The sequence below is a fragment of the Asanoa sp. NPDC049475 genome, from assembly GCF_040676915.1.
Lineage (GTDB): Bacteria > Actinomycetota > Actinomycetes > Mycobacteriales > Micromonosporaceae > Asanoa.
In genome coordinates this window covers 295,360-308,791 of sequence record NZ_JBFAPY010000007.1, presented here as the reverse complement: position 1 = coordinate 308,791, position 13,432 = coordinate 295,360, and the positions used below count along the sequence as shown (strand labels likewise).

General features: G+C 70.8%; 12 protein-coding genes. 7 read left to right on the top strand and 5 right to left on the bottom strand.

Translation table 11 applies throughout. From position 1 onward, the window contains the following. Nucleotides 1-34: 34 nt before the first annotated feature. Together AB0J88_RS28740 and AB0J88_RS28735 are read right to left on the bottom strand one after the other, a co-directional pair. The gene (locus AB0J88_RS28740) at nt 35-1,993 is read right to left on the bottom strand and encodes a metallophosphoesterase family protein (RefSeq protein ID WP_364350203.1); all 1,959 of its coding nucleotides are present in this window, start codon (nt 1,991-1,993) and stop codon (nt 35-37) included. A gap of 120 nt (nt 1,994-2,113) precedes the next feature. Next, the gene (locus AB0J88_RS28735) at nt 2,114-3,319 is read right to left on the bottom strand and encodes a HupE/UreJ family protein (protein ID WP_364350206.1); all 1,206 of its coding nucleotides are present in this window, start codon (nt 3,317-3,319) and stop codon (nt 2,114-2,116) included. 130 nt (nt 3,320-3,449) lie between these two features. Between AB0J88_RS28735 and AB0J88_RS28730 the strand changes: the two genes are divergently transcribed. The 4 genes from AB0J88_RS28730 (at nt 3,450) to AB0J88_RS28715 (ending at nt 6,706) form a co-directional block, all read left to right on the top strand. Next, nucleotides 3,450-4,130 carry a hypothetical protein gene (locus AB0J88_RS28730; RefSeq protein ID WP_364350209.1) on the top strand — a complete coding sequence of 227 codons (681 nt, stop codon included), beginning with the start codon at nt 3,450-3,452 and terminating at the stop codon, nt 4,128-4,130. Nucleotides 4,131-4,159: 29 nt separating this feature from the next. Next, nucleotides 4,160-5,275: an ATP-dependent DNA ligase gene (locus AB0J88_RS28725; protein ID WP_364350212.1), complete on the top strand. Its 1,116-nt coding sequence runs from the start codon at nt 4,160-4,162 to the stop codon at nt 5,273-5,275. Nucleotides 5,276-5,415: 140 nt separating this feature from the next. Beyond that, nucleotides 5,416-6,228: a DUF998 domain-containing protein gene (locus tag AB0J88_RS28720; RefSeq protein ID WP_364350215.1), complete on the top strand. Its 813-nt coding sequence runs from the start codon at nt 5,416-5,418 to the stop codon at nt 6,226-6,228. 268 nt (nt 6,229-6,496) lie between these two features. Next, on the top strand, nt 6,497-6,706 hold the full coding sequence (locus tag AB0J88_RS28715) for a hypothetical protein (protein ID WP_364350218.1): 210 nt from the start codon (nt 6,497-6,499) through the stop codon (nt 6,704-6,706). 40 nt (nt 6,707-6,746) lie between these two features. On the opposite strand, the gene AB0J88_RS28710 is transcribed toward AB0J88_RS28715, so the two are convergent. The 3 genes from AB0J88_RS28710 to AB0J88_RS28700 are packed head-to-tail and all read right to left on the bottom strand — an operon-like array spanning nt 6,747 to nt 10,194. Beyond that, complete coding sequence (locus tag AB0J88_RS28710; protein ID WP_364350221.1) at nt 6,747-7,601, bottom strand: LLM class flavin-dependent oxidoreductase; 855 nt, start codon at nt 7,599-7,601, stop codon at nt 6,747-6,749. A 35-nt stretch (nt 7,602-7,636) separates the two neighbouring features. Continuing rightward, nucleotides 7,637-8,638: a cobalamin B12-binding domain-containing protein gene (locus AB0J88_RS28705; protein WP_364350224.1), complete on the bottom strand. Its 1,002-nt coding sequence runs from the start codon at nt 8,636-8,638 to the stop codon at nt 7,637-7,639. Then, nucleotides 8,635-10,194, bottom strand: a complete 1,560-nt coding sequence (locus tag AB0J88_RS28700) for a PP2C family protein-serine/threonine phosphatase (protein ID WP_364350227.1) — start codon at nt 10,192-10,194, stop codon at nt 8,635-8,637. The genes AB0J88_RS28705 and AB0J88_RS28700 overlap by 4 nt, the downstream gene beginning before the upstream one ends. Before the next feature lie 300 nt (nt 10,195-10,494). Here AB0J88_RS28700 and AB0J88_RS28695 point away from each other — a divergent pair, with 300 nt between their 5' ends. The 3 genes from AB0J88_RS28695 (at nt 10,495) to AB0J88_RS28685 (ending at nt 13,273) form a co-directional block, all read left to right on the top strand. Continuing rightward, complete coding sequence (locus tag AB0J88_RS28695; protein WP_364350230.1) at nt 10,495-10,842, top strand: STAS domain-containing protein; 348 nt, start codon at nt 10,495-10,497, stop codon at nt 10,840-10,842. A gap of 74 nt (nt 10,843-10,916) precedes the next feature. Beyond that, on the top strand, nt 10,917-11,546 hold the full coding sequence (locus tag AB0J88_RS28690; protein ID WP_364350995.1) for a TetR/AcrR family transcriptional regulator: 630 nt from the start codon (nt 10,917-10,919) through the stop codon (nt 11,544-11,546). Then, nucleotides 11,540-13,273, top strand: coding sequence for an ABC transporter ATP-binding protein (locus tag AB0J88_RS28685; RefSeq protein WP_364350233.1), 1,734 nt, complete (start codon nt 11,540-11,542; stop codon nt 13,271-13,273). The genes AB0J88_RS28690 and AB0J88_RS28685 overlap by 7 nt, the downstream gene beginning before the upstream one ends. The last annotated feature ends 159 nt before the right edge of the window (nt 13,274-13,432 follow it).

Sequence of the window (13,432 nt, the reverse complement as noted above, 5' to 3'; positions counted from 1 at the left end):
CCGGGTGCCTGCCCCGCCGGTCGAACTGCGACGGTCAGCTGCTCAGAGCGGTGATCGTCAGGGTGGCGCGGTAGCCGCCCTTCTCCACGCTGCCCGGGATCTTCAGATCCAGGTCGGCGCCGAGCTTGGCGGTGCCACGCGGGTGGCCCTGCTCGCCCCAGCCGAGGCCGCGCGAGACGGAGAGGCCCTGGCCGTGGTCGTCGTACGCGGACGGCACGGCCCCGCTGGCCTGCGCACCGGCGCCGGCGTCGAGCACGTACGGCGTCCAACCGAGGTAGCTGCCGGAGAACGACTTGTCGGCGTCCCGGAAGTCACCCACGCTGGCCGAGATCGACCACGGCGCGAGTGAGCGGCGGCTGTCCGACACCAGGATCGGGTTGATCTTGCCCGACGCCTGGAAGTAGTCGCCGTTGTGCTCGACCGCGGTGCCGAGGTCCACGAGGCCGTTGTAGCCGTCGATCGTCCAGCCGAACTCACCCGGCGCGGCGTTGGGCACGTTGACCTGGATGTTCTGGCCGTCACCGTTGTACGGGTGGATGGTGACCTTGTCGACGATCGAGCCGACCGGCTGGTCAGCCGTGGTGTTGGCGCACCCGTCGTTGCCGAGCTCGACCGCCGCGTTCGGCGCCTCGCACGTACCGCTGCGAAGGTTCTCGACCACCAGCTTGTCGCTGCGGACCTGGACCTTCACGTACGAGCGGACGTGCTCCTGGTTCTGCACCGAGTTGTACCAGTAGTTGTCCGGGTTGAGCGGGTCCGCGCCGTTGCCGCCGCCGCTGGTGGCGTCGCCCGCTTTCGGCTTGGTGATGTCGTAGTACTTCGAGCCCGAGGCCGAGTTGGCCGTCACGTAGAGCACCCCGCCGGGACCCGCGACCACGTCGGCGGCACCGGGCTGCTCGGAAGGGTTCGCCTTCTCGCCGTTCTTGATCACGTAGCTACGGGAGTAGCTGTGGTCGTGGCCCTGCAGGACCAGGTCGACGCCGAGCTTGGAGAACGTGGTCGGGAAGTCGAGCCGACGCTGCACGTTGTCTTTGTCCTGGGCGTGCGAGGCCGGCGAGTAGATCGCGTGGTGGTAGACCAGCACGGTCCACTTCGCCTCGCCGCCGTGCTGGTTGATGACGTCGGTGACGTACTTGACGTGCGCCTCGTCGCCGCCACCACCCGTGGCGGAGCTGTAGCTGTTGCTGTTCAGGTCGACGAACAGCGTGTCCTTGTAGATGTACCAGTAGTCGCCGCCCGAGGTGTTGGACGCCGGGTTGCCGTTGGCGTAGTACGGGCCCGAGCGGTCCGTGTTCGGGGTGAACAGGTGCTGCTCGTAGGCCTTGCCGCCGACGTCGTGGTTGCCGATGGTGGCCGCCCACGGGTACTGGCGCAGCTTGTCGGGAGCCAGGAAGGCGTTCCACTGCGACTCGGTGTTCGCGGTCTCGACCTGGTCACCGCCCGACACCAGCAGCTCGGCGTCCGGGTTGGCGGCCAGCGACACGTCCAGCGTGTCCTGCCAGCCGGCCTGGTCCTTGGCCAGGTTGCCGGACGAGCCGATCTGCGGGTCGCCGTAGAAGAGGAAGTCGTAGTCGCCTTCGAAGTCCTGCGTCTTGAACGCGTACGTCGAGGACCAGTTGCCCTCGGCGCCGACCCGGTAGGAGTACGCGGTGTGCTCCTTCAGCCCGGTGATCGTCGCGTGGCGGTTGAAGCCGCCGCTGGTCGCGATGTTCGCCCCGCCGATGGCGGCGAAGGTCGCCGCACCCGACGGGAACTCGCCGTCGACGAGCTCGGCGGTCGGCGCGACCTGGATCTGCTGGGCGGTGTCGGTCGACGAGTACCAGGTGACGATGCGCTGGGACTCGTTGGCGCCCACACCGAGGATGACGGCGGTGACGCTGCTGGCGTCGGCGGCACTGGCCGGACTGGCCAGGCCACTGCTCAGGGCGATGGCAAGCCCCAGGCACGTCGCGGTGGCTCCGGCAGCCAACCGCGGCGAGATACGAGATCTCATGGATTCCTTACTTCCAGAAGGTGGTACGGGTACGAGGATCAAGCTGTTCCCGACCCGTGAACCGACCATGAACCTGGCTGATACAGGTAATGGCCCTTACCGGAAGGCCTGAGCGGAACCTCAAGAGCCGGACACCCGCTGGACGAACCAGACAAGCCCCATCGCGGACACACCCGCGGAAACCACACCCGACGCCCACAGCCCCGCCCGCGGCGAACGTCGGCGCAGCAGCATCAGCAGCGGAAACACGGCGGCGATGAGCGCCAGTTGAACGACCTCGATGCCGACGTTGAACACGAGCAGCGACCAGAGCAGAGTCCAGGACCAGGCTTCGTCGATGCCCAGCGCGCCGGCGAAACCCAACCCGTGCACCAGGCCGAAACCGAACACGACCGCGAGCCGGCCCCAACCCGACCGGTCCAGCGCGAAGTGGCCACCGTCCGGCGACGCGAGCTCCAGAGCGTGGTCGCCGCGCCGCCAGATCCGCCACAGGTACCAGCCGGCGACCACCGCGATCGACAACGCGATGATCGGCTCGACCACGCGCGGCGGCACGTCGACCACCCCCAGCGCGGCCAGGATGAACGTCACCGAGTGCGCCAGGGTGAAACTGGTGGCGGCGAGCACGATCTCCCGCGGTCGCCGCGATCCGACGATCAGGGCCAGCAGGAACAGGATGTGGTCGATCCCGGTCAGCAGGTGCTCGGCGCCGAGTCGGAAGAACTCCCAGAACCGCTGGTACGCGGACTGCCCAGTGGAGAACGACGGGTTGGCGGCGTCGAGCGCGGCGCTGCCCGAGCGGCCGTCGATCACGTACGTGACGATCGTCTTGGTGCCCTTGACGTAGCCCTCGGCGTCGGGAAAGAGCCCGCTGCGCAGCTCGTGCCCGGCGAGCCGGCTCGCACAGGTCCAATCCAAGATCATGTTGGCGTACGGCACACCCTCGCGCTCGTCGAGCGTGAAGTCCCCGACCAGCGACGGGGTGCACCCCTGCACGGTGAAGCGCTCGGTGACGTACCCGACGATCGACTCTTTGTGTCCGTTGATCGCCGTCAGCTCGCCGGCCGTGTCGCCCGCGTCGAACGCCGCCGTGCCGGCCCGGAACAGCGGGTCGTCGTGACGGTAGTCGGCGGTGGACACGACGAGCAGGTCGTACTCGAGCGCCAGGCGCGTGCGCAGCGGGCCGTCGCCGGACTCGGTGACGTCGGCATAGACCGTCGACGAGAACCCGTGCGCGGCCGCCGGCCCGGCGCTCAGAAGTCCAGCCGTCACCGCGATGAACCCGAGCAGGGCGGCGACGAGGGTACGGCGTACGCGTGGCGACATGCGGCTCCTTCAGCTGGCCAGTGCACGGTGCACGCGGCAGGTGAACAGGAGTCGGCTCTCCGGCTAAACGCTGGAGACAACCTGCTCAGCAGCGGTGGGCGAAGGCGCGGGCTGAGGTAGGAATGAGCCCGTGCGCCCCTTGATCCGGGCCGTAGCCACCCTCGCCGCGACCGCGTTCCTGGTCACCGCGTGTGGCTCCGGCGACTGGTCCGCCCAGCCCCGCCCGATGCCCGCTCCCGTGGGCACGCTCGGCCCGGGCTTCACCGACCCGACCGCTCCGCCGACCCCGGAGGGCACGGTCCGCCCCCGGCCGGGCTCCTGGGACGGGGTGCACCCGCCGAAGGGCTTCCGGGTGGTCCTGGTGACCACCGGCGACGACGCTCCGACCACGGCTCTGGTGGCGGCGGTGAAGAGTTGGGCCAAGGAGGAGCGGGTCGACCTGCGCATCGTGGAGGCGGGATCGGACCTCGTGCCCAGCATCACCAAGGCGCTCGACATGGGGCCGGACCTCGTCGTCACCGCCGGCAACGACCTCGTCGACCCGCTGGCGCTGGTCACCGCGAGCCACCTCGCGCAGCAGTTCCTCGTCGTGGGCGCGGAGCTCGCCGAGCCCACCCACAACGTCACCGCGGTCGACTGGGCCGGCGCCTCGTTCCGCGGCGAGGGGTTGGGGATGTCCTCGACGTACGACGCCGCCTCGTTCACCGCCGACCGGTGCGCGGCCGCCGTGCGGGCCGGAGTGGCGGCCGTACTCAGCGATCTGACCGGCATCGTGGTCTGGCTCGACGACGGCGACGGTTCAGCGGCCTAACTGTCGGTGGGGCGGGCCAGAATGGGTGGGTGCAGCTGCCTGTCATGCCGCCCGTGCAGCCGATGCTGGCCAAATCGGTGCCGGAGATCCCGGACGACCGGTTCTACGAGCCCAAGTGGGACGGCTTCCGGTCGATCGTGTTCCGCGACGGTGACGAGGTCGAGGTCGGCAGCCGCAACGAGCGGCCGATGACGCGCTACTTCCCCGAGATCGTCGCGGCGGTCAAGGAGAGCCTGCCGCCGCGGTGCGTGGTCGACGGCGAGATCGTCATCGCCAGCACCGACACCCAGGGCCTCGACTTCGGGGCGCTCCAGCTGCGGCTACATCCGGCGGCCAGCCGGGTCCGGCTGCTGGCCGAGCAGACACCGGCCAGCTTCATCGCGTTCGACCTGCTGGCGCTCGGCGACGACGACTACACCGAGCGGCCGTTTCGCGAGCGGCGGGCGGCGCTCGAGCAGGCCATGAGCGGCGCCCGGCCGCCGGTGCACCTCACGCCGATCACCACCGACCGGGCGGTCGCGCGGCAGTGGTTCGACCTGTTCGAGGGCGCGGGGCTCGACGGGCTGGTCGCCAAGAGCGGCGACGAGACCTACCAGCCCAACAAGCGGGTGATGGCGAAGATCAAGCATGTACGCACGGCCGACTGCGTGGTCGCCGGCTACCGTCCGCACAAGACGGAGCCCGAGGCGATCGGGTCGCTGCTGCTCGGCCTCTACGACGACCCGGCCAACCCGATGCTGCCGGCCGCCTGGCGCGGCGCCACCGATCTCAGCTCTGTCGGCGTGATCGGCGCGTTCCCGATGGCCCGCCGCAAGGAGCTCTTCGTCGAGTTGCAGCCCTTGGTCACCGACTTCGCCCATCATCCGTGGAACTGGGCCGCGGCGTTCGAGGGCGTTGCCGAGAACCGCCGCGACGCCAGTCGGTGGAACCCTGAGAAGGACCTGTCGTTCGTGCCGCTGCGGCCCGAGCGGGTGGTCGAGGTCCGCTACGACCATCTGGAAGGCCACCGCTTCCGGCACACCGCTCAGTTCGTCCGGTGGCGGCCGGACCGCACGCCGGAATCCTGCGGCTACGACCAGCTCGAAGCGCCCGTTCGCTTCGATGTGGCCGATGTTCTTGCTGGCCGGATCGCGCCGGAGGCGTAGCCACCCCGGCCGGCGGTGGGGTTTACCCGACCCTGAGTGGTAGGCCCGTGCATTCCCCCCAGTTTTCGGCGAACGATCCGAGGGGTCGGCCAGGGCGCTTCCTGATATCGGGAAAACGGCCTGGCCGGAAGCCTTGAGGCATGAACAAAGCCCGCGCTTTCGGATCGATGTCCATCGTCGGACTGCTCACCGCTGTCGTGGCGACGGTCGTCGGACACATCGGACTCGGCCCGGGATACGACCCTCTCAAACTGACCATCAGCGACTACGCACTGTCCAATCGCGGCGTGACGATCGAGATCGCGATGGTCGCGCTCGCGATCGGTGCGCCCGCCCTGCTCGCCGGGCTCCGCGCGGTCGGGGTGGCCATCCGCGGGCTGCCGACGTTCCTGCTGTCGATCTGGTCCGTGGGCCTGCTGATCGCCGCGATCATCCCGACCGACCCGCCCGACGTGGCCACGATGTCGACCGCGGCGTTGATCCACCGGTACGCGTCGGTGGCGGCGTTCGTCGCCCTGCCGATCGCGGCGGCGGTGCTCGCCGCCCGCTTCACGGGAATGGGCGAGCGCCTGGCCTCGACCGTGCGGTGGCTGTGCGGCACGTGCGCGGTGGGCGTCGGCCTGCTCTGGTACGTCGCCTTCCCCGGCGGCCGCGTGATGATGGGCCTGGTCGAGCGCGGCCTGGTCCTCGTCGAGATCGCCATCCTGGCCGTCCTGTCGATCGGGATCTTCCGCGCCAGCCGGAGCCCGAAGCCGGCCGCCGCGGTGGCCCCGGCTTCGCCCGACGATGTCGTCTCCACCCGCCCGGACCCGGCCACCTGGCCGACGATGATCAGCAGCACGAGCCTGGCGCGGGCCATGACGACGGAGCCCTTCCCGGGACGCGGAGAGCACGCCGGCTCGGCTGCTGACCTGGTCAGCCCGCTCGCGGGTGCCGGCTCGCGAGGCCGCTGACGTGGTCAGCGCGTCCGCGCGTTCCGGCCCGCGACACCGCGAACCCGGTCAACCCGCACGCGGGTTCCGGCCCGCGACACCGCTGACCGCACGCGGGCGGGCGCCGCACTCGGCGCCCGCCCGCAGCTTGCGCTGATCGGCGGACCCCACCGCCGGCCGGCGCAAGCCGCCGTCAGGGGCACCACGGACCTGTCGGAGCGCGGTGGCCCGCGAAAGGACTGCCTGTTCGTGGCGTTAGCCGTCCCGGTCCCCGGGGTAGTTGCGAGGCATGACCGACGACCGCGCTCAGTCCCGCGCCGAGCATCCGCTCCCCGAAGAGGAAGCGGTCGGCAGTGACGACTTCCAGGACCAGGCCGAAGCGATCTTGATGGAATCGGACATCCGGGAGAATGAGCCCGAGGCCACCAGAGACGCCGTTCAACGGGGCGAGGATCCGGAAGAGATCGAACGCCGAACCTCGGAGGAAGCAGCCGAATAGCGCGAAAGATCCCGGCGGGAACCGCCGGGATCTTTCCTGTTCAGGGCCTCAGCGGCGGCTGTGACACCGCGGCCCGCATCGCGTCGGGCGGACCCGGCGGCACCCACTCCATCCACCACGTGGCACCGGCCTCGGCCACCGCCGCCACGTGCAGCCGTTCCGCGGACCAGTCCGCTCGCCGGCGCCGCCCGCCGACCACCAGGTCGAAGCCCTCGGTCGAGCCCCGGTCCGCCCGTACGCTGTCCAAGATCTCGGCCACATCCTCCGCGGACAGTTCCTCCTCCGCGTCCGCGTAGCGGTCGACCGACGAGCGCCGGTACGGCAGGAACCCGTCGTGCCGGGCCGACCGCCGCACCGCCGCCCGCCCTGGCCAGCCACCGCCGATCCAGATCGGCACCCGCACGGGCGCCGGTTGGAACAGCACGTCGTCGACCCGGAAGTGGGCGCCGGCGAAGCTGAACCGCTCCCCGGCGAACAGCCCCACCAGGATCTGGAGCGACTCGTCGAGCAACCCCGCCCGGGTGCGGGGGTCGGAGACACCACCGAACCGGCGGTACGCGTCGTCGTTGGGATCTCCCACGCCGAGCCCCAGGATCACCCGGCCGCCGCTGAGCTGGTCGAGCGTCATGACCCGGCGGGCCAACTCCCACGGCAGGTGGCGGGCGCCGCCCGTGACGGTCGTGCCGAGGCGCACCGACGAGGTCGCCACCGCCATCGCCGCCAGCGCGACCCACACGTCGGCCGTCGGGCAGTCCGGTTCCGCGCCGTAGACCAGGTAGTCCTCCAGGAACACACCGTCCCAGCCGGCGTCCTCGGCGCGGAGGGCGAGTTCGGCCAGCAGGCGGGGGTCGGCGCAGGCGGCACCGCAGGGCAGTTCGAGTCCGAATGACGTCACGGTTCCGGGCTATACCCAGATGTCGACCGATGCGATCAAGCGGCTGGCCGCAGAGCGACTTCCCGCAGGAAGCGATGCGCCCGGGGGAAGTCGCGGAGTCGGTCGGCCATGACGTCGAAGGTCAGCCCGACCGTGTGCAGCGGCACGCCGCGGCTGCTCAGCACCTCGCCCAGCCACCCCACGAACTCGCCGAACAGGCTGGCGTCGTCCACGTACACGGCGGCGGCCAGGGAGTCGACGATGTAGCCGAGGTCCGCGAGCGTGGCGTCGACCTGCGCGGGCGAGTACCGCCGCAGGTCCAACCGCTCCAGCGCCAGGTCGATCAGCTCGACCTTGGCCGCGACCAGGCCCGCGTACTCCGTGTCGTCGAGCAACGCGGGCGGCGTCGCAGCGTCGAACGCCGGTGTGGCCAGCACCGACGACGCGGCCCGGGCGTCGCTGGCGAACGCGACCCCGAGCTTGGCCGCCCACCGTCCGTCGGCGCCGAAGCCGCGGCCGCCGACGAGCACGGGCACGTCGGTGCGGCGGCAGGCCTCGATCGCGCGGAACGCGTGCGGCAGCCGCATCGGCAGGGCACACGCGAGCAGCACGGCGCGGGGGTCGTGTCGGTGCAGGTAGGACACGAGGTGCGGGGAGGGCACGCTGGCGCCGAGGAAGGTCACGTCCCAACCGTCGAGGCGCAGCACCTCGGCGACCAGGCGGGCCGGCAGCGCGTGCCACTCGCCGTCGAGGCAGGCGACCACGACGCGCTCCCGGGTCGGCCGGGTCCGGGCCGCGATGGCGACGGCCGCCACCACCCGCTCGCTGACATGCGTCGCCGCGTGCTCCTGCGCGACGCTCCACTCGTTGCGTTGCCACCACTCGCCGACCTGGGCCTGCGCCGGCGCGACCAGCGACAGCAGCACCCGTTCGGCGGGGACGCCGGCATCGAGCAGGGACAGGGCGACGTCGATCGCACCGTTCTCGTCGGCTAGGTCGAGACAGTGCAGATAGCGCGGGTACGCGGACTCCACGGCGGAGTCGAGAACAGCGGTCATGACGCCGGCACCGCGTGCAGATGCCGCTGGGGCACGCTGGGCGGGACCGCCCGGATCGCGAACACCGCGATGTCGTCGTGGTTGCGCCCACCGAGCCAGTCGCCGATCACCTGCTCGACCCGTTCGGCCACGGCCGGCGCCGGCATGCGCTGGCAGCCTTCGAGCGCGGCGACGAGGCGGGCGGCACCGAACTGCTCGCCGCGTACGCCGCCGCGGGCTTCGGTGACCCCGTCGCTGAACAGCACGCAGGTCTCGCCCGCCGCCAACTGCACGGTGAGCGCCGCGATCCGCGGGTCGGGCACCACCCCGATCAGCATGCCGCGCAGGTCGAGGGTCTCCACCGTGCCGTCGCTGCGGAGCACGACCGGCGGCAGGTGCCCGCCGCTGGCCAGGGTGAGCGAGAGTCCGCCACCATGGGTCGGGTGCGTGCTGCCGAGCACCATGGTCGCGAAGCGGCCGTGCCCGTGCGCCCGGGTGGTCTCCAGCACCGAGTCGTTGAGCAGCGTGAGCAGCCGTGCCGGGTCCGACTCGATGCGGCGCAGCGCCTGGATTCCCTGCCGGATCTGGCCGGTGAACACGGCGGCGTCGACGCCCTTGCCGGACACGTCGCCGAGGTAGAACAACGCGCCGCCGTCGGGCAGCTCGTGCGCGCCGTAGAAGTCGCCGCCGATGCGCAGGGAGCTCTGCGCGGGTCGGTACGCGGCGCCCCACTGCACACCGCCCACGCCGGGCGGCTCGCTCGGGGCGAGGCTGGCCTGGAGCGTCTCGGCGACCTCGGCCTGGTCGCGATAGAGGACGGCGGCGTCGAGCGCGGCACCGGCCCGCGCGGCGAACCCGCGCAGCATCTCCACGTCGTGCTCGTCGAAGGGGGTGCCGCGCACGACGATCAGCGCACCGGTCGGAGACGCGCTGCCGGGCAGCGACACCACTCGCACGGCGGCCGTGTCGGGGCGGCGACCGCCCAACCAGCCGACCTCGGCGAGCTGGTCGGCGAGCCAGTCGGCCTCGGAGGGCTCGGTGCCGTCGAGGGCCTGCGCCACCGCCGGCGGCAGTCCGTCGGCGCTGTGCACCCCGCCGTCGACCAGCGTGGGACCGTCACCGCCGCCGGCCCGCCACCAGCGAGCCCGGCCGCGCCGCGGCGCCAGCACCACGACGGCGACCTCACCCAACGTCGGTACGGCCAGCCGCACCGCCGCCCGCGCCGCCCGGTCCTCGTGCAGCGGGTTGCCGAGCTGCTGGCTGGCGGTGGCCAGAAAACGAGCCCGGCCGCGCTCGGCGAGCAGGGCGTCGGAGCGCGCTATGGCGTCGGTGACGTCCTCCACGTACCAGGCGATGCTCGTCGCTCCTGCGATGGTCAGGTCGACGCGGCGGCAGCGCACCCGGCGCTCGCCGATGGTCAGCTCGCCGGCGGACAGCGGCGCGACTCCGCAGCCGGCGAAGGTGTGGCCGACCACGAGCCCGGGCATCAGTCGCAGCGCCGGCTGGCTGAACTCGCGGATCACGCCGGTCGGGTCGGTCACGACGACGCCCTCGCGGAAGTTGTCGACCAGCGCCAACTCACCCGGGGGCGGCGTCTGACGCGGTGCCAGCGATGTGACGGCGGGCCTGTCGGGCGCCGCCGTTAAGGGGACCTGGCGACCGCCCGACTCCGAACCGTCGAGGTCGGCGGGATTCACAAGCGTCGACTACTCCCTGATCAATCGGCTTGGAAACCCACCCTACGCGCATGTTTGTCATGCGGCATGTGTTGGCGGTTCGGGACATCACCCGATCGACCGCAGCCGCGCGCTCTGATCAGGCGGATTCGCGCGACCTGCCTTAGAGTGGGTCCGTTGTTACGGCGCGGAGGTGCGAGGGTGAGTCGGCTGGTCCCGGATCAGGTGCCGCTGGTGGTCAACGTGGCCGACTCCGTGGTCACGGTGCGTGGCGACCTCGACTTCCCGTGCGCCGACATCCTGCGTGTGGCGTTGACCACGGCACTCGACCGCGGCCCGGCCTCCCTGACCGTCGACGTCGAGCAACTGACCTTCATCGACAGCACGGGGCTGGCGGTCCTCGTCCACGCGTGGCAGCGCGGCCAGGAGCTCGGGGTGCCGGTCACGCTGCGATCGGTGCCGCGCTTCCTGACGTCGATCCTCGACATCACCGGCGTGGGTGAGCTCATGACTCGCTCGACCGTCACCGACACCGCGGCCACCGCCTGACGCGTTCGCCCCTGGCGAAACAGTGCGTTATTCGCTTGTGAGTGAGTGACTCACTCAGTTACCTTTCCGGCGTGATGACGTCCACTGCCGCCACCGGGGGCCGGGCCCGACCCCTACCGCCCGAGGAGCGCCGCGCCGCCCTCGTCGCGGCGACGCTGCCGCTCGTCGTCAAGCACGGCACCAAGGTCACGACGAAGCAGATCGCCGAGGCCGCAGGAGTCGCCGAGGGCACGATCTTCCGCGTCTTCCCCGACAAGGAGTCGCTGGTCCGCGAAGCCATCGCGACCGTTCTCGACCCCTTGCCGACCGTGGCGGCGCTCAACGCAATCGACCTCGACCTGCCTGTCCGCGAGCGGATGGCGCAGGCGGTGGACATCCTGCGCAAGCGGCTCGAGACCGCGTTCGCGGTGATGTCCGCGCTGCGGATGGACGGCCCGCAGCATCACAAGCCCGAAGAGCGCCCGAGCCATCAGCCGATGTTGGACGCGATCGAGCGCCTCGTCATGCCCGACGAAGACAAATTCCGGTTGCCGGCCACCGAGGTCGCGCGAATGCTTCGCCTGCTCACTTTCGCCGGCACCCACCGGATCATCACCGACAACCACCCGCTCACCACCGAAGAGGTCGTCTCGGTCCTCCTCGACGGCGTGCTGCGCCGCCCGGACTCCGACAGCCACCAGAGCAACCCGGGGGAAAGTTGCTGATCAAACTTTTGCGGCGCTACCTGCGTCCGTACTCGAAACCGCTGTTGGCGGTCGTCGCCTTCCAGTTCGTCGGCACGATGGCCTCGCTCTACCTGCCCAGTCTCAACGCCGACATCATCGACAAGGGCATCGCGCTCGGCGACACCGGCTACATCCTGCGGACCGGCGGCTGGATGCTCGCCGTCACGGTCGTGCAGATGGCCTGCTCGATCTGGGCCGTCTACTACGGCGCGCGCACGGCGATGAGCTTCGGCCGCGACGTACGCGGGGCGATCTTCCACCGGGTCGGCATGTTCTCGGCCCGGGAGGTCAACCAGTTCGGCGCGCCGTCGCTGATCACCCGCACCACCAACGACACCACACAGGTGCAGATGCTCGTCGTGATGAGCTGCACCCTGCTCGTCACCGCGCCGATCACCGCGGTCGGCGGCGTGATCCTCGCGCTACGCGAAGACGCCGGCCTGTCCTGGCTGATGCTGGTCTGCGTGCCGGTGCTGGCCATCGCGATCGGCCTGATCATCCGCCGGATGGTGCCGACCTTCCGCCGGATGCAGACCCGCATCGACGGCGTCAACCGGGTGCTTCGCGAGCAGATCACGGGTGTACGCGTGGTCCGCGCGTTCGTCCGCGAGCCTTTCGAGACCGACCGGTTCGGCGTCGCCAACGAGGAGCTCACCGCGACCGCGCTGCGCGCCGGCCGGCTGATGGCGCTGATCTTCCCGACGGTCATGCTCGTGCTCAACGTGTCGAGCGTCGGCGTGCTCTGGTTCGGTGCCAGCCGGGTCGACTCGGGCCAGATCGAGATCGGGGCGCTGACCGCGTTCCTCAACTACCTCGTGCTGATCCTGATGTCGGTCATGATGGCCACCTTCATGCTGATCATGGTGCCGCGAGCCGCGGTCGCCGCGGAGCGGATCACCGAGGTGCTCGACACCGACAGCACTGTCGTCCCTTCCGCGAACCCGGTCACCAGCGTGAGCTCGCAGGCCAGCCTGGAGTTCCGCGGGGTGACGTTCCAGTACCCGGGTGCTGCCGCGCCGGTGCTGCGCGACATCGACCTGACGGCGTCGGCGGGCAAGACCACGGCGATCATCGGGAGTACGGGCGCCGGCAAGACCACCCTCATCTCGATGGCGCCGCGACTGTTCGACGCGACGGCCGGATCCGTGCTGGTCGACGGCGTCGACGTCCGCGATCTCGACGCCGACCTGCTGTGGAGCAAGATCGGGCTGGTGCCGCAACGGCCTTATCTGTTCACCGGCACCATCGCCTCCAACCTGCGCTACGGCAACCCGGACGCCTCCGACGAAGAGCTGTGGGAGGCGTTGGAGGTGGCGCAGGCCAAGGACTTCGTGTCCGAGATGCCCGAGGGGCTCGACGCTCCGATCGCTCAAGGCGGCACCAACGTCTCCGGTGGCCAGCGGCAACGGCTGGCGATCGCGCGGGCGCTGGTCCGCAAGCCCGAGATCTACCTGTTCGACGACTCGTTCTCCGCGCTCGACCTCGGCACGGACGCCCGGCTGCGGGCAGCCTTGCGACCGGTGACCGCCGACGCGGCCGTCGTCGTGGTGGCGCAGCGCGTGTCCACGATCATCGACGCCGACGAGATCATCGTGCTCGAGGACGGAGCCGTCGTCGGCCGCGGCCGACATGCCGAACTGTTGGAAAGCAGCCCGACGTACGCGGAGATCGTCGAGTCGCAGCTCACGGTGGGAGCCACCGCATGACCGCGCCACAGAACCCACCCACGCAGCCGAAGGGCCCGACGTCGGAGAACGGCAACGCCGGAGGCGGTGCCGGGACCGGAGCCCCAGCCGGGACCGGAGCCCCAGCCGGGGGCGGGACAGCAGCCGGAGGCGGGACCGCGGGCGGTGCCCGGGTGCTGC

Bases quoted from the DNA above. Each gene is read 5' to 3' on its own strand.
- AB0J88_RS28715 (WP_364350218.1), top strand. From the start codon at position 6,497: ATGACCGACGACCGCGCTCAGTCCCGCGCCGAGCATCCGCTCCCCGAA.
- AB0J88_RS28720 (WP_364350215.1), top strand. From the start codon at position 5,416: ATGAACAAAGCCCGCGCTTTCGGATCGATGTCCATCGTCGGACTGCTC.
- AB0J88_RS28735 (WP_364350206.1), bottom strand. From the start codon at position 3,319: ATGTCGCCACGCGTACGCCGTACCCTCGTCGCCGCCCTGCTCGGGTTC.
- AB0J88_RS28740 (WP_364350203.1), bottom strand. From the start codon at position 1,993: ATGAGATCTCGTATCTCGCCGCGGTTGGCTGCCGGAGCCACCGCGACG.
- AB0J88_RS28690 (WP_364350995.1), top strand. From the start codon at position 10,917: ATGACGTCCACTGCCGCCACCGGGGGCCGGGCCCGACCCCTACCGCCC.
- AB0J88_RS28705 (WP_364350224.1), bottom strand. From the start codon at position 8,638: ATGACCGCTGTTCTCGACTCCGCCGTGGAGTCCGCGTACCCGCGCTAT.